This window comes from Streptomyces sp. B5E4 (genome assembly GCF_039871555.1).
Classification (GTDB): Bacteria; Actinomycetota; Actinomycetes; order Streptomycetales; family Streptomycetaceae; genus Streptomyces.
In genome coordinates this window covers 88,236-111,063 of the sequence record NZ_JBDPMI010000010.1, presented here as the reverse complement: position 1 = coordinate 111,063, position 22,828 = coordinate 88,236, and the positions used below count along the sequence as shown (strand labels likewise).

23 protein-coding genes are annotated in these 22,828 nt (G+C 74.7%); 14 read left to right on the top strand and 9 right to left on the bottom strand.

The annotated features are described in order from the left end of the window. Window positions 1-64: 64 nt before the first annotated feature. The 6 genes from ribH to ABGA99_RS15935 all read left to right on the top strand — a co-directional run bounded on the left by ribH (window position 65) and on the right by ABGA99_RS15935 (window position 4,846). Window positions 65-550 (top strand): 6,7-dimethyl-8-ribityllumazine synthase, encoded by a 486-nt coding sequence (ribH, locus tag ABGA99_RS15960; protein ID WP_347579855.1) that lies wholly within the window; start codon window positions 65-67, stop codon window positions 548-550. 34 nt (window positions 551-584) lie between these two features. Further along, complete coding sequence (locus ABGA99_RS15955; RefSeq protein ID WP_347579854.1) at window positions 585-857, top strand: phosphoribosyl-ATP diphosphatase; 273 nt, start codon at window positions 585-587, stop codon at window positions 855-857. Between the two features lie 51 nt (window positions 858-908). Next, window positions 909-1,757, top strand: coding sequence for an ATP phosphoribosyltransferase (gene hisG, locus ABGA99_RS15950; RefSeq protein WP_347579853.1), 849 nt, complete (start codon window positions 909-911; stop codon window positions 1,755-1,757). Further along, window positions 1,754-2,194, top strand: a complete 441-nt coding sequence (locus tag ABGA99_RS15945; RefSeq protein WP_347579852.1) for a PH domain-containing protein — start codon at window positions 1,754-1,756, stop codon at window positions 2,192-2,194. The genes hisG and ABGA99_RS15945 overlap by 4 nt, the downstream gene beginning before the upstream one ends. Before the next feature lie 169 nt (window positions 2,195-2,363). Beyond that, a complete protein-coding gene (locus ABGA99_RS15940) occupies window positions 2,364-3,734 on the top strand; it encodes a hemolysin family protein (protein ID WP_347579851.1) in 1,371 nt (456 codons plus the stop codon). Next, window positions 3,731-4,846 (top strand): CNNM domain-containing protein, encoded by a 1,116-nt coding sequence (locus ABGA99_RS15935; RefSeq protein WP_347582862.1) that lies wholly within the window; start codon window positions 3,731-3,733, stop codon window positions 4,844-4,846. The genes ABGA99_RS15940 and ABGA99_RS15935 overlap by 4 nt, the downstream gene beginning before the upstream one ends. Window positions 4,847-4,871: 25 nt before the next feature. Here the strand turns inward: ABGA99_RS15935 and ABGA99_RS15930 are convergent, their stop codons facing one another. Both ABGA99_RS15930 and ABGA99_RS15925 read right to left on the bottom strand, forming a co-directional pair. After that, on the bottom strand, window positions 4,872-6,737 hold the full coding sequence (locus ABGA99_RS15930) for an AAA family ATPase (protein WP_347579849.1): 1,866 nt from the start codon (window positions 6,735-6,737) through the stop codon (window positions 4,872-4,874). 425 nt (window positions 6,738-7,162) lie between these two features. Next, a complete protein-coding gene (locus ABGA99_RS15925) occupies window positions 7,163-7,768 on the bottom strand; it encodes a hypothetical protein (RefSeq protein ID WP_347579848.1) in 606 nt (201 codons plus the stop codon). Between the two features lie 176 nt (window positions 7,769-7,944). Here ABGA99_RS15925 and ABGA99_RS15920 point away from each other — a divergent pair, with 176 nt between their 5' ends. After that, on the top strand, window positions 7,945-9,318 hold the full coding sequence (locus ABGA99_RS15920; protein WP_347579847.1) for a peptidase C39 family protein: 1,374 nt from the start codon (window positions 7,945-7,947) through the stop codon (window positions 9,316-9,318). Window positions 9,319-9,425: 107 nt separating this feature from the next. Here the strand turns inward: ABGA99_RS15920 and ABGA99_RS15915 are convergent, their stop codons facing one another. The 3 genes from ABGA99_RS15915 to ABGA99_RS15905 form a co-directional block, all read right to left on the bottom strand. Then, window positions 9,426-9,743, bottom strand: coding sequence for a hypothetical protein (locus ABGA99_RS15915; protein WP_347579846.1), 318 nt, complete (start codon window positions 9,741-9,743; stop codon window positions 9,426-9,428). A 40-nt stretch (window positions 9,744-9,783) separates the two neighbouring features. Next, window positions 9,784-10,101: a multidrug efflux SMR transporter gene (locus tag ABGA99_RS15910; protein WP_347579845.1), complete on the bottom strand. Its 318-nt coding sequence runs from the start codon at window positions 10,099-10,101 to the stop codon at window positions 9,784-9,786. Window positions 10,102-10,166: 65 nt separating this feature from the next. Beyond that, window positions 10,167-10,907, bottom strand: coding sequence for an SDR family oxidoreductase (locus ABGA99_RS15905; protein WP_347579844.1), 741 nt, complete (start codon window positions 10,905-10,907; stop codon window positions 10,167-10,169). A 130-nt stretch (window positions 10,908-11,037) separates the two neighbouring features. On the opposite strand from ABGA99_RS15905, the gene ABGA99_RS15900 reads away from it, so the two are divergent. After that, window positions 11,038-11,688: a TetR/AcrR family transcriptional regulator gene (locus tag ABGA99_RS15900; RefSeq protein WP_347579843.1), complete on the top strand. Its 651-nt coding sequence runs from the start codon at window positions 11,038-11,040 to the stop codon at window positions 11,686-11,688. 226 nt (window positions 11,689-11,914) lie between these two features. Continuing rightward, entirely contained in the window at window positions 11,915-13,093 is a 1,179-nt protein-coding gene (locus ABGA99_RS15895) for an acyl-CoA dehydrogenase family protein (RefSeq protein ID WP_347579842.1), read from the top strand. A 76-nt stretch (window positions 13,094-13,169) separates the two neighbouring features. On the opposite strand, the gene ABGA99_RS15890 is transcribed toward ABGA99_RS15895, so the two are convergent. Next, window positions 13,170-13,562, bottom strand: a complete 393-nt coding sequence (locus ABGA99_RS15890; protein ID WP_347579841.1) for a hypothetical protein — start codon at window positions 13,560-13,562, stop codon at window positions 13,170-13,172. Between the two features lie 238 nt (window positions 13,563-13,800). Here ABGA99_RS15890 and ABGA99_RS15885 point away from each other — a divergent pair, with 238 nt between their 5' ends. The 4 genes from ABGA99_RS15885 (at window position 13,801) to fxsA (ending at window position 18,008) form a co-directional block, all read left to right on the top strand. Continuing rightward, on the top strand, window positions 13,801-14,241 hold the full coding sequence (locus ABGA99_RS15885) for an Lrp/AsnC family transcriptional regulator (RefSeq protein ID WP_018835479.1): 441 nt from the start codon (window positions 13,801-13,803) through the stop codon (window positions 14,239-14,241). 40 nt (window positions 14,242-14,281) lie between these two features. Further along, entirely contained in the window at window positions 14,282-15,967 is a 1,686-nt protein-coding gene (locus ABGA99_RS15880) for an amidohydrolase family protein (protein WP_347579840.1), read from the top strand. A gap of 637 nt (window positions 15,968-16,604) precedes the next feature. Continuing rightward, a complete protein-coding gene (locus tag ABGA99_RS15875; protein WP_347579839.1) occupies window positions 16,605-17,372 on the top strand; it encodes a polyprenol monophosphomannose synthase in 768 nt (255 codons plus the stop codon). A 3-nt stretch (window positions 17,373-17,375) separates the two neighbouring features. Further along, window positions 17,376-18,008, top strand: a complete 633-nt coding sequence (gene fxsA / locus ABGA99_RS15870) for an FxsA family membrane protein (protein WP_347579838.1) — start codon at window positions 17,376-17,378, stop codon at window positions 18,006-18,008. 171 nt (window positions 18,009-18,179) lie between these two features. Here fxsA and ABGA99_RS15865 read toward each other — a convergent pair whose 3' ends face one another. Then, complete coding sequence (locus ABGA99_RS15865; protein ID WP_026276152.1) at window positions 18,180-18,554, bottom strand: RNA polymerase-binding protein RbpA; 375 nt, start codon at window positions 18,552-18,554, stop codon at window positions 18,180-18,182. Window positions 18,555-18,816: 262 nt separating this feature from the next. Then, entirely contained in the window at window positions 18,817-19,476 is a 660-nt protein-coding gene (locus ABGA99_RS15860; protein WP_347582861.1) for a hypothetical protein, read from the bottom strand. Between the two features lie 100 nt (window positions 19,477-19,576). Here ABGA99_RS15860 and ABGA99_RS15855 point away from each other — a divergent pair, with 100 nt between their 5' ends. Beyond that, the gene (locus ABGA99_RS15855) at window positions 19,577-21,088 is read left to right on the top strand and encodes a PLP-dependent aminotransferase family protein (RefSeq protein ID WP_047019546.1); all 1,512 of its coding nucleotides are present in this window, start codon (window positions 19,577-19,579) and stop codon (window positions 21,086-21,088) included. Between the two features lie 146 nt (window positions 21,089-21,234). Here ABGA99_RS15855 and ABGA99_RS15850 read toward each other — a convergent pair whose 3' ends face one another. Then, window positions 21,235-22,800: a hypothetical protein gene (locus tag ABGA99_RS15850; RefSeq protein WP_347579835.1), complete on the bottom strand. Its 1,566-nt coding sequence runs from the start codon at window positions 22,798-22,800 to the stop codon at window positions 21,235-21,237. Between the last annotated feature and the right edge of the window lie 28 nt (window positions 22,801-22,828).

Here is a 22,828-nt window from a genome sequence, read left to right as displayed (position 1 = left end):
CCCGTAGCGACACCGTTTCCCGAACACCCCGCACATCCGTAGAGCACAGCGAACGAGGAGAGCCGTGAGCGGCAAGGGCGCACCCGAACTGACCGTGAAGAACTGCGAGGACCTGCGGGTCGCCGTCGTCGCCGCGCTCTGGCACGAGCAGGTGATGGACGGGCTCGTCGACGGCGCCCTGCGCGCCCTCGGCGAGCTGGGCATCGCCGAGCCCACCCTGCTGCGCGTGCCCGGCAGCTTCGAGCTGCCGGTGGCCGTCAAGGTGATGGCCGACCGCGGCTACGACGCCGTCGTCGCCCTCGGCGTCGTCATCCGCGGCGGCACCCCGCACTTCGACTACGTATGCCAGGGCGTCACCGAGGGCCTGACCCGGGTCGGCGTGGAGACCGGCGTGCCCGTCGGCTTCGGCGTGCTGACCTGCGACACCGAGGAGCAGGCGCTCGCCCGCGCCGGGCTCGCGGACTCGGTGGAGGACAAGGGCCACGAGGCGGCCACCGCCGCCGTGGCCACCGCCGCGGCGCTGCGCACCGTCGCGGAGCCCTGGCGCTGAGCGCCCGCGCGGACCCCGTAGACTTGGGCCCACCATGGCCAGCAAGACATTCGAGGAGCTCTTCGCCGAGCTCAGCCAGAAGGCCGCCACCGGCGACCCCGCCACCTCCCGCACAGCCCAGCTCGTCGAGCAGGGCGTGCACGCCATCGGCAAGAAGGTCGTCGAGGAGGCTGCGGAGGTCTGGATGGCCGCCGAGCACGAGGGCGAGGACCGCACCGCGGAGGAGATCTCCCAACTCCTCTACCACCTGCAGGTGATGATGGTCGCCCGGGGCATCTCCCTGGACGACGTCTACGCCCACCTCTGACCCCCGTACGCACCCGTCAGCCGACCCGGCAGAACAGGAAGAGCCACGACCATGCTGCGCATCGCCGTCCCCAACAAGGGTTCCCTCGCCGAGCCTGCGTCGGCGATGCTCCATGAGGCCGGCTACCGGCAGCGCACGGACCGTCACGAGCTGGTGCTCACCGACGCCGACAACGACGTCGAGTTCTTCTTCCTGCGCCCCCGCGACATCGCCGTCTACGTCGGCTCCGGCCGCCTGGACATCGGCATCACCGGGCGGGACCTGCTGCTCGACTCCGGCGCCGGCGCCGAGGAGATCATGCAGCTCGGCTTCGGCGCCTCCACCTTCCGCTACGCCACCCGCCCCGGCACCGCCGCGGGCGTCGCGGACTTCGGCGGGATGACCGTGGCCACGTCCTTCTCCGGGCTGGTCGCCAAGCACCTGGCGGACAACGGCGTGGACGCCGACGTCGTCCACCTCGACGGCGCCGTGGAGACCGCGATCAAGCTCGGCGTCGCCGAGATCATCGCCGACGTCGTCGAGACCGGCACGACGCTGCGGCAGGCCGGTCTGGAGATCATCGACGAGCCGATCCTCACCTCCGAGGCGATCGTCATCCGCGGCACCGGCTCGCCGCGGGAGGAGCCGAAGGTACGGCAGTTCCTGCGCCGTATGCAGGGCGTCCTCGTCGCCCGCCGGTACGTGATGATGGACTACGACATCCGCGCCGAGTACCTGGAACAGGCGGTGGCCCTGACCCCGGGCCTGGAGTCGCCCACCGTCTCGCCGCTGCACCACGAGGGGTGGGTCGCCGTCCGCTCGATGGTGCCCACCGCGGACGCCCAGCGGATCATGGACGAGCTGTACGAGCTGGGGGCACGCGCCATCCTCACCACCACGATCCACGCCTGCCGCCTGTGAGCGCCGCCGAGCTGCCGGTCACCTTCCGGCCACACCGCACCCGGGTGGTGCTCGTCACCGCCGGTCTGGTCATCTTCGCCACGCTCGCTGCGATCGGCCTGACGCTGAGCCTGAACGTGGGGGAGCGGATCAGCTTCTTCGTCGTCGGGCTGCTCTTCCTCGGCGGCCTGCTGCTGCTCGGCCGGCCGCACGTGGTCGCGGACGACGACGGCGTCACCGTGACCAACCTGACCCACCGCCGGCACCTTGCGTGGGCCGAGATCATCCGGGTCAACCTGGGGCCCGGCGATCCCTGGGTCTCCCTGGACCTCGCCGACGGCACGAGCCTGCCGGTGATGGGCATCCAGCCGGGCATCGCCAGGGAGCAGGCCGAGCAGGACGCGCGGGCACTCGCCGGGCTGGCCGCGGAGCGCGGCACGGGCGCGTCCGGCGCCTGACTCTGCCCCGCGCCCCCGAGTCGTGTCTACTCTGGTGCCCAGGGCACCCGAGGGGCCCTCCCGGAGCCGCGCGCACCGGGTCACCCGGCGACCCGAGGAGTGAGCCCCCCAGGGCGATGGACGGATCCTCCTGCAGGACCGGCGCCGCTTCCCGCGCGGAGGCGGCCCGATGATCACCGCACTGGCCCTGCTGGGCCTCGCGTTCCTGCTGATCCTGGCCAACGGCTTCTTCGTGGCGGCCGAGTTCGGGCTCGTCGCGGTGGAGCGCCCGCAGGCGGAGCGGGCCGCCGCGGCCGGCGACCGGCGCGCCGCCCGCGTCGTGGCCGCGCTGCGGCAGTTGTCGTTCCAGCTCTCCGGCACGCAGCTCGGGATCACCCTCACCTCCCTGGTCGTCGGCATGCTCGCCGAGCCCGCGCTCGGCCGGCTGCTGCGCGGCCCGCTGACCGCCGCGGGGCTGCCCGCGGGCGCGGTGCCCGGCACGGCGCTGGCCGCCGGGGTGCTGCTCGCCTCCGCGGCGCAGATGGTCCTCGGCGAGCTGGTGCCGAAGAACTGGGCCGTCTCCCGGCCGCTGGCCGTCGCCCGCTTCGTCGCCGGGCCGCAGACCGCGTTCTCGCGCTTCTTCCGCCCGCTCATCGCGCTGCTCAACACCGCCGCCAACCGGCTGGTGCGGCTGCTGGGCGTCGAGCCGGCCGAGGAGCTGGCGTCGGCCCGTACGCCCACGGAGCTGGGGTCGCTGGCGCGCAGCTCGGCGCAGGCCGGGATGATCGAGCCGGACGCCGCCGACCTGTTCGTACGTACCCTCTCGCTCGGCGAGCTGACCGCGCAGCACGTGATGACCCCGCGGGTACGGGTGGTGGCGCTGCAGTCCTCCGCCACCGCCGCGGACGTCCTCAACCTCACCCGCGCCACCGGCCTGTCCCGCTTCCCCGTCTACGCCGACCGGCTGGACGAGGTCACCGGCATGGTCCACCTCAAGGACGCCCTCGCGGTGCCCGCCGCCCGCCGCACACGCACGTCCGTCGCGCGGATCGCCGTGCCGCCGCTGCTGGTGCCGGGGACGCTGCCGGCCCAGCCCCTGCTGGAGAAGCTGCGCGGCGGGCAGCCGATAGCCGTGGTCGTCGACGAGTACGGCGGCACCGCGGGCGTCGTGACGCTGGAGGACATCGTCGAGGAACTGGTCGGCGAGGTCCGCGACGAGCACGACCGGGAGGTCGACGGCGTCCCCGACCTGCGGGCCGCGTCCGCCGCCGACGGCCGCCCGGCGTGGGACGCCGACGGCGGCTGCCGCCTCGACGCGCTGCGCCGGATCGGGCTGACCGCGCCGGAGGGTCCGTACGAAACGGTGGCGGGGCTCGTCGCGACGCTGCTGGGCCGGATTCCGGCGGCCGGGGACACAGCGGCGCTGCCCGGCTGGCGACTCGCCGTACGGCACGTCGACCACCACCGGGCGGCGCTGGTACGGCTGGTGCGTACCGCGGACGACGCGCCCCCGGTGCCCGCCGCGGCGGGCCCGGGCGGGGTGGAGGGGAGAGCCGCGTGAGCGCGCTCCAACTGGCCTTCGCCGCCCTGCTGGTGCTGGCCAACGGGTTCTTCGTCGGCGCCGAGTTCGCCCTCGTCTCCGTACGCCGCAGCCAGATCGAGCCGTACGCCGCCGCCGGTTCCGCACGGGCCCGCCGGGTGCTCCACGGGCTGGAGCACCTGCCGCAGATGATGGCCGCCGCGCAGTTCGGCATCACCGTCTGCTCGCTGACCCTCGGCGCGCTGGCCGAACCCGCCATCGCCTCGCTGCTGGAGCCCGTCTTCCACGCCGCCCACGTGCCCCACGGCCTCATCCACCCGCTCGGCTACGCCGTCTCGCTGGCCGTCGTCGTCTGCCTCCACCTCGTCGTCGGCGAGATGGTCCCCAAGAACCTGGCGCTGGCCGCCCCCGCCGCCGCTGCGCTGTGGCTCGCGCCCGCGCTCGTCGCCTTCGCCCGGCTGTGCCGACCGGTCACGGCCCTGCTCGGCGCCCTGGCCCGGCACCTGCTGCGGCTCGTCCGGGTGGAGCCCCGCTCCGCGCTCACCAGCGTCTACACCACCGAGCAACTGACCGACCTGGTCGCCGACTCCCGCGAGGCCGGTCTGCTCGGCGACGGCGAGCAGCGCCGGCTCAACGACGCGCTGGGCCTCGGCTCGCGGCCGGTGACCGACGTGCTGCTCGACCCCGGGTCGATGGTCGCCGTCGCCGCCTCCGCCACCCCGCGGCAGGTCGAGGAGCTGACGGTACGCACGGGCTACTCGCGCTTCCCGGTGCGCGGCGCCGACGGCGCCGGCGCCGGCGGCCCCACGTATCTCGGCTATCTGCACGTGAAGGACGTCCTCGCCCTGGACGAGCACGAACGGGCCGTGCCCGCACACCTGTTCCGGCCGATGACCGTGCTGCGCCCGGAGCTGCCGCTGGACGACGCGCTGGCCGCGATGCGGCGCGGCGCCTCCCACCTGGCGGCGGTGGCCGACCCGGCGGCGCCGGGTCGGGTGCTGGGTCTGGTGGCCCTGGAGGACGTGCTGGAACTGCTGGTCGGCGAGGTACGCGACCCCGCGCACCGGCTGACGGTACGTCAGCGCACGGCGGGCGGGACCGCGGCGGAGTCCGTACCCACCTCCGTCGGCTGACCGGGGACGGGCCGGGCCCGGCCGGTCAGCCGGCGTCCGGCTCGGCCTTCGGCTCCCGGCCGGAGAGTATCTCGCCGTACGCCTGCATCAGGTCCGGCAGCCGCAGCGTCGCCAGGTCCTCGCGGCCCGGCGGTCCCGGGTAGGCCGACAGCCGCAGGTCGCGGTAGGCACAGCTCTTCTCGTACAGCGTGCGCAGGAAGCGGCCGTTGCCCAGCTCGTCGATCCAGCCCTGGTCGACGACGTGCCCGCAGATGCTGCGCAGCTCCTCGACCGACTCCTCGTCCCATTTGTCGCCGTTCTGCGCGGCCAGCACCTCGCCGATGGCGGTCAGCTCCAGCGGGCGGTAGCTGGGGAAGTCGACGCGCGTCGTGAAGCGGGACGTGAGGCCCGGGTTGCTGGAGAGCAGGCGGTCCATGCCCTTGGGGTAGCCGGCGAGGATGACGACGAGCCGGTCGCGGTTGTCCTCGGCGCGCTTGAGCAGCACCTGCAGGGCCTCGTCGCCGTACGCGTCGCCGCGGGAGTAGCCGACGCCGGCGAGGCTGTACGCCTCGTCGATGAAGAGCACGCCGCCGAGCGCGGAGTCGATGAGGTCGTTGGCCTTCACCGCGGTCTGGCCGAGGAACTCCCCGACGAGATCGGCCCGTCCGGCTTCCACCAGCCGGTCGCTGGCGAGCAGCCCGAGGGCGTAGAAGACGCGGCCCAGGATGCGCGCCACGGTGGTCTTGCCCGTACCGGAGGGGCCGGAGAAGACGAAGTGCCGCTTCGGCGGCTGCACCGGCAGGCCCTCGCCGGCCCGCAGACGCGCCATGTTGAGCTGCGCCGACAGCGCCCGCACCTGCCGCTTGACGGGGTCCAGGCCCACCATCCGGTCGAGATCGGCCAGCGCCTCGGCGAGCATCCCGGGGTCGGCGGCGGCCGGCTGGTGCGCGGAGCCCGCGTGCAGCGGGGCCCGCTCGCGCAGCACGCCCGAGCCCGCGGCCGGCGGCGGCGGGCGCAGCACCTCGTCGGCGGGCACCAGCTCCCGGCCGTCCGGCGCCGGGGGAGCGGGGTCGCCCGGCGCGGTCTCCTGCTCGGCGCCGCCCAGGGACACCGACGCCAGGCCCGGGACCGGGTCCAGGCCGTCGAAGTCGTCCAGGCCGTCGATGGCGGCGATCCGGGCCGCGGTGTCCATGAAGGACGGGTCGATCCGGTGCACCGCGCGGTACAGCGGCAGCGCGGCGGCGCTGCGGCCGGAGCCCTCCTGCGCGCGGGCCAGCCAGTAGCGCAGCTCCTTGCGCTGCGGCTGTTCGCTGCGGCAGCGCATCAGCGCGGCGGAGAGCATCGGCACGGCCTGCCCGTACATCTCCAGCCGCACCCGCGCCATGCCGGCGAACAGGCCGGCCTCGATGCCCAGCAGCGGGTCGTCCGTCAGCGGCACGGTCAGCCGGACGAGCTGCTCCCAGTCCTTGACCAGATACGCGCGGCAGGCGTGCAGGAAGCGGACCTGCGGGTCGGCCTCGGCCGGGGGACAGGCGGCGAGCGCCTGCTCCAGCTCGGCGACGTGCCGGCCGTCCAGCCAGTGCGAGGCGTGTGCGAGCAGCAGGTCGCGGCCGGAGTCGAGCACGGGCTGCACCCACCAGCCCAGCCAGTACCAGGAGTTGAGGGGGCGGCGGTGCCGGGCGCGCTGCTCGCCGAAGCGGTCGCGGTGCCGGTACATCTCCAGCAGCGCCGTGGCGGTGTCCGCCCGCAGCGCGTGCAGCCCCAGCCAGGCGTCGGCCATCTGCGGGTCCAGCCGCACGGCGGACCTGAACTCCTCCTCGGCCCGGGTGTACGCGCCCATGGTGTAGGCGTCGACGCCCCGCAGCCAGGCGAGCTCCGCGGGGGCCTCGGGCCCGCGCGCGCCGTTGTCCATCACGTAGCCACCAACCGTTCCCCCGTGGATCTCCTCGGGTCGCTGGTCGGCCGTCTCGCGTGAACTCCCCTGCAAAGCAGGGGAGTTGCGCAAAAGACGGCCTGCTCGCATGGTACCCGCGGCGGCGATACGGGCCGACGGCACGAATCGGACGCGCGCGCGGGGGATCCGGCCGCCCGACGTGGTGACCGTGGGTGAGGGGCGGCCGGTACGTAAGTCATCCCATTGTTCCCTCTTGAGGACAGAACGAAGCCCCCGATCACGGGGGAACAATCGGGGGCTTCGCGCGTGAGGCGGTGCCGGTGGGGCCCGCTCACTGAGAACGTAAGTCCTGTACTGCCCCTGGGTCAAGCGGAGTTGGGGCCTGGAGGGGCATATTCCGGCCGGTCCCCCGACCGGCTACGCACGGTGTGCGCCCGCCCTCGTCACCGGGCGTGCACAGGCCCCGGGACCAGCCGGTACGCGTCCCCCTGACGCACCACCAGAAGACCGGCGTACGGGCGGGACGGGTCGGCCGAGAAGTGCGCCCGCTCCGCCCGCTCCCACTCGTCCCAGAACCCCGCGAGCCCCGGCCCGTCGCGCCGCCGCCCGCGCGCCCACGCCGCCGCGGCCGGCACCTCCATCCACAGCAGCCGGGCGAGGTACGGGCGCAGCTCCCGGCGGCCCGCGCCGACGCCCTCGACGAGCACCACGGGCGCCGGGGGCAGCGCGCGGCGCGCGGTGAAGGCGCGGGCGTCCCAGTCGTACGCGTCGTAGACCGCCGGGCGCCCCGCGGCCAGCGGGTCGAGCACCTGGCGCCGCAGCCGCTCGGTCCAGCCGAAGAACTCGCGGTGTGTCGCGATGTCGTCCAGCCGGAGTACGGGCGCCCCGCCCAGCGCCGCGGCGAGCCGGCCGGCGAACGTCGTCTTGCCCGACCCGGCGTGCCCGTCGACGGCCACCAGCCGCACGGGTCCGCAGGAGGGCGCCAGACCGCGCAGCTCGCGGGCCAGGGCGGCCGGCGCGGGGTCGGACGCCGGGGGGTCGGTGTTCATCGCCGCAAGGCTACGGCGACCGCCGGGCGGCGCCTTTCTCCACCCCAGGTCACACCAGTGGTATGAACCAATGTTCACCCATCTCATAGCACGGATTGACTTCCTAACGGCAGAGCGAGGGTGAATAGTTGTGGCCTGCCCCCCAGCATGCGCCGCAATCGTCTGGAGAGTCCGCCATGCCCCGAAGTGCGTCACGGCGTGCCGTACTGGCTGCCGCCCTCGCGGCCGCAGCGGCCGGTGCCGCCCCCGCCGCGTCCGCCTCCGCGCTCGCCGCTCCCGCCGCTCCCGGCGGCACGGCCGGCCGCCCGCCGCTCGGCAGCTCCCTCGTCGACTACCACGGCTGGGCCTCGGCGCCGGCCTGGCGCCGCGGCAGCGCCCGCGGCACGAAGGTCGTCCCCGGCAGCCGCCCCGGCATCGTGATCGGCCGCCCCGCGGGCCGTACGGAGTACGCCGACCCGCACACCGGGACCACCGCCTCCTGGGAGTACGCCACCTGGACCTCCCCGGTCCACCGGCTCGCCCCGCCCGCCACCGAGGTCGTCGCCTCCTGGAACGCCGCCACCCCGGCCGGCACCTGGCTGATGGTCGAGCTGCGCGGCACGTACAACGACGGCGTCCGTACGCCCTGGTACGTGATGGGCCGCTGGGCCGCGGGTGACGCGGACATCCGCCGCACCACGGTCGACGACCAGTCGGACGGCAAGAGCAGCATCTGGACCGACACCTTCTCCGTCGACGACGCGGCGAGCGGACTGCGGCTGGTCGACTACCAGTTGCGGGTCACCCTCTACCGTAAGCCCGGCAGCGACGCGACGCCGCAGGTGTGGCGGGTCGGCGCGATGGGCTCCGACGTGCCGGACCGCTTCGAGGTGCCCGCGAGCACGCCGCGGCTGTCGCGCGAGCTGATCGTCCCGCGCTACTCGCAGAACATCCACGCCGGCCGCTACCCGGAGTACGACAACGGCGGCGAGGCCTGGTGCAGCCCCACCTCCGCACAGATGATCATCGAGTACTGGGGCCGCAAGCCCGCCGCCGGGGACCTGGAGTGGGTCAACCCCGACTACGACGACCCGCAGGTCTGCCACGCCGCCCGCTTCACGTACGACTACCAGTACGAGGGCTGCGGCAACTGGCCGTTCAACACCGCCTACGCGAGCACGTACCGCGACATGAACGGCGTCGTCACCCGGCTCGGCTCGCTCGCCGACGCCGAACTGCTCGTGGGCGCCGGCATCCCGCTGATAACGTCCCAGTCCTTCATCGAGGCGGAGCTGGACGGGGCGGGCTACGGCACGTCGGGCCACCTGATGACCGTCGTCGGCTTCACCAAGGACGGCGACGTCGTCGCCAACGACCCGGCCTCGCCGAACAACCCGGCGGTGCGCCACGTCTACAAGCGCCGCCAGTGGGAGAACATCTGGCTGCGCACGAAGCGCTACGACGCCGCCGGCAAGGTCCGCTCCGGCACCGGCGGCATCTGCTACGTGCTGTGGGGCAGCGAGATCACCGGTGCCCAGAAGGCCGCGCTGGCCGCCGTCGGCATCCGCTGACGCCGCCGCGCCACGTCGGCGAAGGGCCCGCCTTCCTCTCCGGAGAGGAAGGCGGGCCCTTCGCCGTACACGCGCCCAGGGAGCACGCAGGGAGATCGCGGGCTCTTCTACCGCCGGAAGCGGAACCGGCGGCGGCGCGGCCCGCCCTTCCGCCTGGGCGGTGTGGCCCCCGGCCGCAGCGGCCCGCCGGGCCGGCGTGGATCCCCGGGGGCACCCACCGGTGCCTGGCGCTCCGCCGCCGCGCGGACCTCGTGGTGGGAGTCGTGCGCGGTGACGCGCATCGCCTCCTCGTACGCGGCCAGCGCGCCCCGCATCGCCGAGCCGGCGAGCCCGCGGCGGCGTACGAGCCCCTTGAACCAGGTGAGCAGTCCCATCACCGCGACCAGGCAGCCGCACAGGACCAGATACGGCACGACGTCACCCATGCCCGGTCAACTCACGGTGCGCCCGGCGGGTTCCGCGCGCTCAGCCCTCGACGAACTTCAGGCCGATGACGCCCACGAGGATCAGTCCCAGGCACGCCAGCCGGGCCGGCGACGCGCTCTCGCCCAGCGCGAGGATGCCCACGGCGGCCACCCCGAGCGAGCCGAGCCCGACCCAGACGGCGTACGCCGTGCCGACGGGCAGGCTGCGCAGCGCCATCGTCAGGACGATCACGCTCGCCATGGCCATCACCAGCCCGATCGTCGAGGGCCAGAGGCGGGTGAGGCCGTCGGACTGCTTCAGGGCGGTGGCCCAGACGAGTTCGAGGCCGGCGGCGATCAGCAGGAATATCCAGGGCACGGTGTCTCCCGGGTCGGTCGTTCGGGTCGTACGGGGAGGGGCGCGCGGGGCCGCAGGCGGCCGCGCTACGCGGCGAAGCCGCCGTCGACGGCGATCGCCGCGCCGGTGATCTGCGCGCCGCCGGGCCCGGCGAGGTGGGCCACGGTGGCGGCGACGTCCTCGGGGCGGCCGTAGCGGCCCAGCGCGCTGATGGCGCGGGCGGCGTCGGCGTCGGGGGAATCGGCGGGGTTCATCTCGGTGTCGGTGTCGCCCGGGTGGACGACGGTGACGGCGATGCCCTGCGGGCCCAGGTCGCGGGCGAGCCCGCGGGTGAGGCCCGTCAGCGCGGACTTGCTGGCGGCGTAGATCGTCCAGCCGGGCATCGGCACCCGCTCGGCGAAGCTGCTGCCGATGCTGATGATCCGGCCGCCGGGGCCGAGATGGCGGGCGGCGGCCTGGGAGGCGAGGAAGACCGCGCGGACGTGGATGGCGAGCACCGCGTCGACGTCCTCCCGGCGCACCTCGGCCAGTGGGCCGTACGGCGCGATGCCCGCGTTGTTCACCAGGATGTCCAGCCGGCCCAGTCCGGCGGCGGCGCGGTCCACCGCGGCGACGACGGCGTCGGGGTCCGCGGCGTCGGCCGGGATGGCCAGCCCCCGGCGGCCGGTCTTCTCCACGGCGCGTACGACCTCCGCGGCCCGTTCGGGCGAGCGGTGGTACGTCAGCGCCACGTCGGCGCCCTCCTCGGCCAGCCGCCGCGCGATGGCGGCGCCGATGCCGCGGCTGCCGCCGGTGACCAGGGCCGTACGGCCCGCGAGCTGCGTCATGTTCGTTCCCTTCGGTATCCGGAGAGTTCTCCGGTTGGCGCTTTCGAAGGGTAACCGGAGAGTTCTCCGGATGCCAGCGAGAACCGGAGAACTCTCCCCTTCGCTATCCTCCGGACAGGAAGGAGCGCAGGTGACACACGAGGACGCGATCGACCGACGGCGCCCCGCCGGCGCCGGGCTGCCCCTGGTCGGCGGCCCGCCGGCGGAGCGCGCCGACGCCGCCGAGAACCGCCGCAGGATCCTTGCCGCCGCGGCCGCGATGGTCGCCGAGCGCGGCCCCGACGCGCTGTCCATGGACGAGGTGGCCAAGGCCGCGGGCGTCGGCGTCGGCACCGTCTACCGCCGCTTCGGCGACCGCGCGGGACTGGCGTACGCGGTCATCGACGACCGCGAGGTGCAGTTCCAGACCGCGTTCCTCCAGGGGCCGCCGCCGCTCGGGCCCGGCGCCGGCGCGCCGGAGCGCATCCGCGCCTTCCTGCACGCCCTCGTCGACCGCACCGAGGACCAGCTCGGGCTGCTGCTCGTGGCCGAGATGGACTCCGCCGACGCACGGTTCACCGAGGGCTCGTACGAGCTGTACCGGCAGCACCTCGCGCTGCTCGTCGGCCGGGTCCGGCCGGAGGCCGACGTGCGCTGGCTCGCCGACGCCCTGCTCGCGCCGCTGGCCGCCAACCTCTACGGCTATCAGCGCCGCACCGGCGGCATGAGCGTCGCCCGCGTCAAGGCCGGCTACGACGACCTCCTGGCCGGTCTGGCACTCCACGGCGCCGCCGCCCCCTGACGCCGGAACCCGCACTGCGAAGTGGCCGGTTCGCTGCGTACCCCGTCTGTCTCGCCGTACCGCCGATCGGGCATACTCCCCTTCACCGCAGCCTTACATGCCGGCTCGCCGTAATCCGGCGGGGCAGCATCGGGCTGCACGAACACAACGGGCGGAGCCGCCATATCCCGGCCGGAGCCGCCGTCGACAGCGCCGTACGCGCGCCCGGCGAAGAGGAGTGCACCGCATGGCCGTACGTGGTCCGCTGCCCGTGGAACGCGAGCTTCCCACCGAGGAGTCCCGCGACCTGCTGGCCCTCGTCCGCGAGCTGGTCCGGCGGGAGATCGCTCCCGTGGCGGCCGAAGAAGAGGAAGCGGGCCGCTTCCCGCGCGAGTTGTTCGCCACCCTGTCGCAGTCGGGACTGCTCGCGCTGCCCTACGCGGCCGAGTACGGCGGCGGGGAGCAGCCGTACACGGTCTATCTGCAGGTGCTGGAGGAGTTCGCCGCCGCCCGGCTGACCGTCGGCCTCGGCACCTCCGTGCACACCCTGGCCACCCACGCGGTCGCCGGCTACGGCACCGAGGAGCAGCGCAAGGAGTTCCTTCCGGCCATCCTCGGCGGCGGCATGCTCGGCGCGTACTGCCTCTCCGAGCCCGCCTCCGGCTCCGACGCCGCGGCGCTGACCACCCGGGCCGTACGCGACGGCGACACCTGGACCCTGGACGGCACCAAGGCGTGGATCACCCACGCGGGCGTCGCCGACTTCTACACCGTTCTCGCCCGCACCGGCGGCCCCGGCGCCGGCGGCATCACGGCCTTCCTCGTGCCCGGCGACGCCCCCGGGCTCACCGCCGCGCCGCCGGAGAAGAAGATGGGCATGAAGGGCTCGCCCACCGGCCTGCTGCACTTCGACGGGGTACGGATCCCCGACGCGCGCCGCATCGGCGAGGAGGGGCAGGGCTTCACCATCGCGCTCGACGCCCTCGACTCCGGCCGGCTCGGCATCGCCGCGTGCGCGATCGGGGTGGCGCAGGGGGCGCTCGGCACGGCGCACGGATACGCGCTGGAGCGGCAGCAGTTCGGCCGGCCCGTCGCCGACTTCCAGGGACTGCGCTTCCTGCTCGCCGACATGGCGACGCAGATCGCGGCCGGGCGCGCGCTGTACCTCGCCGCCGCGCGGCGGCGCGACGCGGGACTGCCCTTCGCCCAGGACGCCGCGATGGCCAAGGTGTTCTGCACGGACGCGGCGATGCGGGTGACGACCGACGCCGTGCAGGTGCTCGGCGGCTACGGCTACACGGCGGACTTCCCCGCGGAGCGCTACATGCGCGAGGCGAAGGTGCTGCAGATCGTGGAGGGCACCAACCAGATCCAGCGCGTGGTCGTCTCGCGGCACCTGCTGGGCGCCGAGACGGACCGGGGATAACCGGGCGGCCGGTTCGTACGGCGCCGGGGGCGCGGGACCGGAGCGCGGGCGGGTGCCGCGGGGCGGCGTGCGGGCGTTACTTGCGCCGGCGCATCCCCGGCAGCCGCCGCCGCGCCGGCTCGTTGCCCGGGCCGCCGACGTGCGAGAAGGGCTGGCGGCGCCAGTCGAGGCCCTCGGGCAGCGTGAGCAGCACCGCGGTGTCCTCCGTGCGCGCATCCAGCCGTGCGTCCTCGGGCACCGCGGCGGACAGCGGACTGCCGGAGCCGGTGCACACGGTCAGGCCGAACGGGTTCGCCGGGGTCACGCGCGCGTGCTCCGGCAGCACGTCCTCGCCCTCCAGCAGGGCGATGGGCTGGACGCAGTCCGGGCAGAGCACCCGGAAGATCAGCGAGGTCTCGGCGTAACCGCCGTCCTCGTCGTCGCCGACGGTATCGGGATCGACGAGCTCGACATGCTCGGAACGGCGCATGCTGCTCCCCCTCAGGTTGGGCCACCTGGACGGTCACGTGGTGGTCTCGACCACAGCAAGGATTTCCCTCGCTGTCATCCGAATAATCGTCCGCAGGGTCCCCCTCGCTCCCGGATGGACTGTGGCCTTCATCACACGCCACCGTGTGCGCCCCCTGCGCCCCCGAAAGCGCCCTCCCCGAGCGCCCCAGCCGCCCCGGATGTACCTGACCGCCGCAAACGAAGTAAGTTGATGCGTTGTGGAGGAGTTGGACAGGCACATCGTGGAGCTGCTCGTCAGGGACGGGCGGATGAGCTATACCGACCTGGGCAAGGCCACCGGCCTGTCCACCTCGGCCGTGCACCAGCGGGTGCGTCGGCTGGAGCAGCGCGGAGTGATCCGCGGCTACGGCGCCATCGTCGACCCGGAGGCCATAGGGCTGCCGATGACCGCGTTCATCTCGGTCAAGCCCTTCGACCCCAGCGCCCCCGACGACATCGCGGACCGGCTCGCCGAAGTCCCCGAGATCGAGGCGTGCCACAGCGTGGCGGGGGAGGAGAACTACATCCTCAAGGTGCGCGTCGCCGCCCCGGCGGAGCTGGAGGACCTGCTCGCCCGCATCCGCTCGCTCGCCGGCGTCTCCACCCGCACGACGGTCGTGCTCTCCACGCCGTACGAAGCCAGGCCGCCGCGCATCTGACGGCGCGGCGCCCCCGATCCGAATCCGAGGCACCGCAGCCGTGACCGCCGAGAGCCCCGAAGCCCGACCCGCGGGACCCGCGAACTCCGGGCGTCCGCAGGCCGGTTCCGCCCGCCGTACCGTGCTGCTGCGCGGCGGCACCGTCCACAGCCCCGCCGACCCGTTCGCGACCGCCATGGTCGTCGAGGGCGACCACGTCGCCTGGGTCGGCTCCGAGGGGGCGGCCGACGGCTTCGCCGACGCCGCCGACGAGGTCGTCCACCTCGAAGGCGCCCTCGTCACCCCGGCGTTCACCGACGCACACGTCCATCTGACCGCCACCGGGCTGGCGCTGACCGGCCTCGACCTGTCCGGCGCCACCGGGCTGGCCGACGCCCTCGCCCGGATCCGGGCGCACGCCGCCGCCCGCCCCGCGGACCGGGTGCTCATCGGCCAGGGGTACGACGAGACCGGCTGGCCCGAGAACCGCCCCCCGAGCCGCGCCGAACTGGACGAGGCCGCCGGCGGCCGGCCGCTCTACCTCACCCGCGTCGACGTGCACTCCGCCGCCGTCAGCACCGCCCTGCTCGACCTGGTACCCGGGATCGCGGGCCGCGACGGCTACGCCGCGGACGCGCCGCTGACCCGCGACGCCCACCACGCCGTACGCCGCGCCGCGTACGCCGCCATGTCGCCCGCGCAGCGCGCCGCCGCACAGGGCGCGGCGCTCGACCGCGCGGCGGCCGTCGGCATCGGCTCCGTGCACGAGTGCGCGGGCCCCGACATCAGCGGCACCGACGACTTCGCCGCGCTCCTCGCGCTGGCCGCCGAGCGGCCGGGGCCGCGGGTGACCGGCTACTGGGGCGAGGCCGTCACCGGCCCCGAGGACGCCCGGCGCCTGCGCGAACTCGGCGCCTTCGGCGCGGCCGGCGACTTCTGCGCCGACGGCTCCCTCGGCTCCCGTACCGCCCACCTGACGCAGCCGTACGCCGACCGCCCCGGGCACCGCGGCAACGGCTACCTCGACGCCGCCGCCGTCGCCGACCACGTCGCCGCCTGCACCGAGGCGGGGCTCCAGGCGGGGTTCCACGCCATCGGGGACGCCGCCGTGGCCGCCGTGGTGGACGGTGTACGGGCCGCGGCCGAGCGGGTCGGCCTGGACCGCGTACGGGCGCTGCGGCACCGCGTGGAGCACGCGGAGATGCTCACCGCGGAGACCGTCGCCGGATTCGCGGAGCTGGCGCTCACGGCGTCCGTGCAGCCGGCGTTCGACGCCGCCTGGGGCGGCGAGGAGGGCATGTACGCGCGCCGGCTGGGCCCGGAGCGGGCGCGGACCCTCAACCCGTACGCGGCCCTCCTGCGCGCCGGTGTGCCGCTCGCCCTCGGCTCCGACGCCCCGGTGACCCCGCTCGACCCCTGGCGCACCGTCCAGGCCGCCGCGTTCCACCACACGCCGGAACACCGCATCTCCGCCCGCGCCGCGTTCACCGCCCACACCCGCGGCGGCTGGCGCGCCGTGGGCCGCGACGACGCCGGGGTGCTCGTGCCGGGCGCGCCCGCGGACTACGCCGTCTGGGCGGCCGGCGACCTCGTCGTACAGGTGCCCGACGAGCGGATCGCGAGCTGGTCGACCGACCCGCGCTCCGGCACCCCGGGCCTGCCGGATCTCACGCCCGGCGCGGAACTGCCCGTGTGCCTGCGGACCGTCGTGGCCGGAAACACCGTCCACGCGGGGCTGATCGGGTGAGTTAACGATCTTCGATAGGCCGAACGAACGCCATCCCGGGCGTGGGACCGCGGCCTGATTTCGGGACTGACCAGCCGCTTCGGCAAAACGCCACAGGTGACACGGCTGTTGACACGCAACGGGCAACGGCGGGTAGTTTCGGCCGAGTCCACCACAGGACGTCCGGCCGGATCACCTCCGCGCAGTCGTGGAACGTTCTGGGCCACGGATGGTGTGCCGCACCGGCGCCCCATCGCAGGCAGCCAGGTCCAGGACTCCGGCACGGGGGCGAGGGAGGATGGCATCCGTCGGGCTGGTGTGACCCCGGGTGGGGCCCGGACGCTCAGTAGACAACGGCCCTCGGTCGATCCGCAGCCAGCGGGTCCCAGGTCGGACCGAAGGGCGCCGGGCCCGACCCGCAGCGGCGTGGGCCGCGCGGGCACGGCCCCGCGAGCCGCCGGCCGGCACCTCTTCCCCGTTTCCCTTTCCTCGGCGGCCCTCCGCGGCCGTCCCGGTGATCCCCGCGTGGCGTCCCGCGGTACCGTTGCGCACCGCCTCGGTGCCGGACTCCGGTGGACTCTGGCTATGGTGGGCGTCCGTCCCGCGCAGCCGTGTGCGCGCGAGGACGGCTCAAGCGGGAATTGCGGAAGGGACGGCAGTGACAGACGGGGTTCAGGGGCGCTACGGCCCGCTGGGCGGGATCCTGGTGATCATCCCGACGTACAACGAGGCCCTGAACCTCGAGTCGATCGTCTCCAGGGTGCGGGCCGCGGTGCCGGACGCCGACATCCTGGTCGTCGACGACAACAGCCCGGACGGCACCGGGAAGCTCGCCGACGAGCTGAGCGCCGACGACGCGCGCGTACACGTGCTGCACCGGGCGGGCAAGGAGGGCCTGGGCGCCGCCTACCTCGCCGGCTTCGGCTGGGGCCTGGAGCAGGACTACGGCGTGCTGGTCGAGATGGACGCCGACGGCTCGCACCGGCCGGAGGAACTGCCCCGGCTGCTCACCGCGCTCAAGGGCGCCGACCTGGTGCTCGGCTCCCGGTGGGTGCCCGGCGGCCGGGTGGTCAACTGGCCCAAGTCCCGGGAGTTCATCTCCCGCGGCGGCAGCGCGTACTCGCGGATCTGGCTCGGGCTGCGCATCCGGGACGTCACCGGCGGCTACCGCGCGTTCCGCCGGGAGACGCTGGAGGGCATCGGGCTGGCGAACATCGCCTCGCAGGGGTACTGCTTCCAGGTGGATCTCGCCCGGCGGGTGGCCGATGCCGGCTACCACGTCGTGGAGGTCCCGATCACCTTCGTCGAGCGCGAGCGCGGCGACTCCAAGATGAGCAAGGACATCTTCGCCGAGGCGGCGTGGCGGGTGCCCGCCTGGGGCGTACGGTCCCGGCTGGGGCGGATTCTCGGCCGCAGGCACACTTGAGTCATGAGCGATCGCATTCCGCAGCCCTACGAGGACCCGGCAGGCTCCGACGACCGGGGGGCGGGCGCCGGCGGCTCCGGCCGCCGCAGCGGTCCCGGTGACGGCCGCGGCCGCCCGCCACGCCGTCGCCGGTCGCTCGTGCGCACCCTGGCCCCCCTGGGCGTCGCCGCGTGGGCCCTGCTGGAGCTGTGGCTGCTGATCATGCTCGGCTCCGAGATCGGCGTCCTGGGCGTCTTCGCGGTGCTGGTGGGCGGGCTGGTGCTGGGCACGGTCGTCATCAAGCGGGCGGGCCGGCGGGCCTGGAAGTCCCTCGCCGAGCAGCTTCAGCGGCAGCAGAGCGGCGAGGCGCCGGAGCCGGACCGCGGCCGCGGCTCGGGCAACGGGCTGACGATGCTCGCCGGACTGCTGCTGATGGTCCCGGGCCTGGTCACGGACGCCGCGGGACTGCTTCTGCTGCTGCCGCCGGTACGGTCGCTGGTGCGTCGCAGGCTGACGCGGATGATCGAGCGCTCGGCCGGCGGGCACGACCTGGGGCAGGCGTACACGCAGGCGCGTATCCACCGTCCGGACGGCAAGGTCGTCCGGGGCGAGGTGATACGGGACGAGGACGGCGAGGACCGGCCGCCGGAGCGCTAGCCCCGGCAGCCGGTCCTCGTTCGGCCCTCGATCGCTCCAGGCCCGGCCGCCCTCCGGCGTACGGGCCGGAGGTCACCGCGGGCCGCCCACCGTTTTCGGGCACCCGGAAGGGCCCGTCCCACTGCGGGACGGGCCCTTGCCGATGCCGTGCTCCGAAAGCGGCTCCGCGTCTCAGGCCGACTTGCGGCTGTCGCGCGGATGCACGGCGATGTTCATTGCGCCGGAGCGCAGTACCGCGAGCCGCTCGGCCAGGACCTCTTCGAGCTCGTCGCGCGTGCGCCGCTCCATGAGCATGTCCCAGTGCGTCCGGGCGGGCTTGACCTTCTTCTCCTCCGGTCCCTCGCCGTCGACGAGCAGCGCCTGGGCGCCGCACGTCTTGCACTCCCACTCCGGCGGGATCTCCGCCTCGACCGAGAACGGCATCTCGAACCGATGGCCGTTCTGGCATGCGTACTCCACCGCCTGGCGCGGGGCCAAGTCGATGCCGCGGTCCGTCTCGTAGCTGGTCACCACGAGTCGCGTGCCGCGAAGAGCTCGCTCACTCATGAATCGTTGCCTCCCGGGCTTGTCGCCCACAGGACAGGTGTCGCTGTCGTCGTCATCCGGTCAACGTCCGGTCGGCGATGAAGATTCCCGTTCCGGGACATGCGTCGCCCGTCGTGCCGCCCCATTGCTTCTACCCACAGGCGTCCGCTTTGTCACATGTGACGGAGATGTCACCGACTGATTTCATCTCACTGCATGCTGTAACGGTCCGCCTGCCGAGCCGGAGGCGTACACTACCGCTCCGCGCCAGGCGGCACATAATTCACCTCGCGGGTGTCGCGTCACACTCCGGCCCGCCGGCGGGCTCCGGCTGGGCGTCGGGCGGTTCCGGGATCGCGAAGAAGCGCAGGAAGAACTGGGCCAACGGCCCGATCGCCAGGGCGTAGACGACGGTGCCGGCGCCGACCGCGCCGCCGAGCGCCCAGCCGGAGGCCAGCACGGCGACCTCGATCAGGGTGCGCACCAGCCGGACGGACAGTCCGGTGCGCCGGTGCAGCCCGGTCATCAGCCCGTCGCGGGGGCCGGGGCCGTAGCGGGCGGAGATGTACAGCCCGGTGGCCGCGCCGTTGAGGGCGACGCCGGCGAGCATCTGCGGGATCTGCAGGCCCAGGCCGTGCACGTCGGGCAGGAGCGCGAGCGAGGCGTCCATGGCGACGCCGATCACCACCACGTTGGAGACCGTGCCGAGCCCCGGGCGCTGCCGGATCGGTATCCACAGCAGCAGCACCGCCGCCCCGACCACGATCGTCGCGACCCCCATGGACCACCCGGTCTGCTTGCCGAGCCCCTGGTGGAAGGTGTCCCACGGGTCGAGCCCGATCCCGGCGCGCACCATCAGCGCGCAGCTCAGCCCGTACAGCGTCAGGCCGACGTACAGATGCGCGAGTCTGCGGGCCGTACGAGATCCCCTCCAGCGCGACAAGACTGGCTCCCCTCTGGTCCTGTTGGATGGCTGCGTGCCACTATGTGGACCGGACTTGTGCTGGTGATATGGCCAATCGGGGAAAGGTGGACTGGTTCTCATGGCGGAATGGACATCGGCCGTCGGTGCGGTTCAGCTGGCGCGCCTGCTGCGGTCGCAGGAGAGCGCGGGCGCCGTGGCCCTCGACCGGCCCGGCCGCCGCGTGCCCGCGTACCGCGCCCTGGCCGACGGCGTGCGCCTGCTGGTGCTCGAAGGACGCATCCCCGTGGCCACCCGGCTGCCCGCCGAGCGCGAACTGGCCGCCGCCCTCGGCGTCAGCCGCACCACCATCGCCGCGGCGTACGAACACCTGCGCGCGGCCGGCTTCCTCGAATCCCGCCGCGGAGCCGGAAGCTGGACCTCCGTACCGGCCGGGCACCCGCTGCCCACCCGCGGCCTGGAGCCGCTGCCGCCGGACGCCACCGGCTCGATGATCGACCTCGGCTGCGCCGCGCTGCCCGCCCCCGAGCCCTGGCTCACCCGCGCCATGCACGGCGCCCTGGAGCAACTCCCGCTCTACGCCCACACGCACGGTGACTACCCCGCGGGGCTGCCGGGACTGCGCGCGGCCATCGCCGAGCGGTACACCGCCCGCGGGGTGCCGACCATGCCCGAGCAGATCATGATCACGACAGGCGCGATGGGGGCGATGATCGCCCTGTGCCGGCTGTTCGCAGGCCGCGGCGAGCGCATCGCGGTGGACTCGCCGAGCTACGCCAACATCCTGCAGCTCATGCGCGAGGACGGCGCCCGGCTCGTGCCCGTGGCCATGGGCGAGGGGCTGACCGGCTGGGACGTGGAGACCTGGCGGCAGACCCTGCGCGACGCCGCCCCGCGGCTGGCGTACGTCATCCCCGACTACCACAACCCCACCGGTGCCCTGGCCGACGACGACCAGCGCCGCGCGCTCGTCGACGCCGCCCGGCGCGCCGGCACGGTCGTCGTTGCCGACGAGACGATGAGCGAACTGCGCCTGGACGACACGGGCGAACGCCCCCGGCCCGTCGCCGCGTACGACCCGGCGGGCTCCACCGTCGTCACCGTCGGCTCGGCCAGCAAGGCGTTCTGGGCGGGCCTGCGGATCGGCTGGGTGCGTGCGGCGCCCGAGGTGATCCGCAGCCTGGTCTCCGCCCGCGCGTACGCAGACCTCGGCTCGCCGGTGGTGGAGCAACTGGCGACCACCTGGCTGCTGGAGGGCGGCGGCTGGGCCGCGGCCACCGGTCTGCGCCGCTCCCAGGCCCGCGCCAACCGCGACGCGATCGTCGCCGCCCTGCGGCGCCACCTGCCCGACTGGGAGTACACCGTGCCGCACGGCGGACTGACCCTGTGGGTGCGGACGGGCGGACTGTCGGGCTCGCGGATCGCCGAGGCGGGCGAGCGGGTGGGCGTACGGATCCCGTCGGGCCCGCGGTTCGGCGTCGGCGGGGCCTTCGAGGGGTACGTGCGCCTGCCGTTCACCGTGACCGGCGCGGTCGCCGAGGAGGCGGTCGGCCGGCTCGCGGCGGCGGCCCGCGCCGTGTCGGAGGGCGGCGGGCCCGTGGCGGCGGAGCCGGCGGGGGCGTTCATCGCCTGACGCGGGGGTCATCGCGCAGGAGCGGCCACGGGGGCGGAGCGCCTCCGACCGCCGCGACACACGGGTGCGCGGCGAGAACCGACGAGGCGCACCCGCCCGCCCGGTCCGGCGACCACCGGGCGGCCGGTCCCGGCCGGAGGCCGCCGTCAGCCGCCGGACCGTGCCGCCGCCGCGCCGGCCGCCGACCCGTCGGCCGGGGGCTCCGGAAGCAGCTCCAGCACCGCCCGGCGCAGCGCCTCCGGCGTCTCGCGGTGGTGCGGGTCGGGCGTCGCGGGCACCTGCAGCCGGTGCACCTGCCCCTGGCCGAGGCGTACGTAGCCGCGTCCCGGCGGGACGTCGTACACCGGCGTGGTGTGCGGCGGGGCGCCGAGGACGGAGGCGACCTGCGCAGCCGAGGCGGGGCCCAGTACGACGCGGGCGCGGGTGTGGTCCCGTACGGCAGGACCCAGCAAGGCGGCGCAGTCGAACTGGTCCGCCACCACCACGGTGACGTTCGCCGCCCGGCCGTGCCGCAGCGGCACCTCCAGCAGCCCCTGCGGATCCTCCCGGCCGGCCGCGGCGGCCAGATGGCTCAGCGCCGCGGGCCGGTCCACGACGATCCACAGCGGCCGCGGCCGCGGCCCCGCCGCCTGCCCGCCGCCCGCCGCGCCGCCGGCGGCGACCGGGCGCTGCAGCCGGCGCTCCGTCTCCTCCGCCGCCCAGCGCAGCAGCGCCAGCGCGCCGGCCACCGTGGACTCCACCGCCAGCACCCCGGGACACCCCGCGAGGAAGCCGAACTCGCCCGTGGAGCCGCCGTCGACCACCAGCACCTCGCCGTGCCCCAGCGCCTGCAGCGCCAGCGACCGCAGCAGCGTCGTGGTGCCCGTGCCGGGCTGGCCGAGGGCGAGCAGATGGGGCTCCGTGGAGCGCGGTCCGGTACGCCACAGCACCGGCGGCTCGTCCCGCTCGCCGGCCTCCGTGCGCACCGGCAGCGTCCGCCGCACGCCCTCGGCGTCGGTGAAGCCGAGCACCGACTCGCCGTGCGCGGTGACGTAGGGCTGCGCGCCGATGTCGGTGGGCAGCGGGTCGAGGACGGCGAGGTCGAGGCGGTTGTCGTCCTCGTGCCAGTCGAAGAGGTACTCGCGCCCGCGCCCGCACTTGGCGTACAGCAGTTGCTCGATACGTGCCCGGGACTCGGGCTCGCCGTCGCGGAAGTACGGCGGGTAGCGCAGCCGCAGCGCCGTCAGCCGGCCGTCGCCGTCGAACTCCGCGTCGCCGAAGACCTGCTCGGTGTCGCCCTCGTGGGCGTAGAGGGGGTGCGGGTCGTCGGGGGAGGAGAAGTACGGCACCAGCGCCTCGTACAGCGCCGTCAGCCGCTCCTGCCGCCGTGCCGCCGCGTCCTCGTCCTCCGCCGGGTCCCGCCCGGCCCCGTTGCGGCCCGCCCACACCGCCGCGACCAGCAGCGCCACGGCGGCGGCGAGCGGCCCGTACGGCATCAGGTACACCAGCAGCAGGCAGGCGCCTGCGAGGAAGGCCGTCGGACCCCGCCGCTCCTTCGGCATCGCCTGCCAGCGCCGCCGGGCGGCGACCGCGAGCCGGCCGGCGCCGCGGGTCAGGACCAGTACCGGCCGCAGCATGTCCGCGGCGCCGCCCGCCGCCGTCCCGGCCGCCCCGCGGCCGGGGGCCGCGGGGGGTGTCTCGCGGCCGAACGGCCGGGCTGGCGGTCGTCGCATGCGTCGGTCTCCGAGTCCTGGGTGCGGG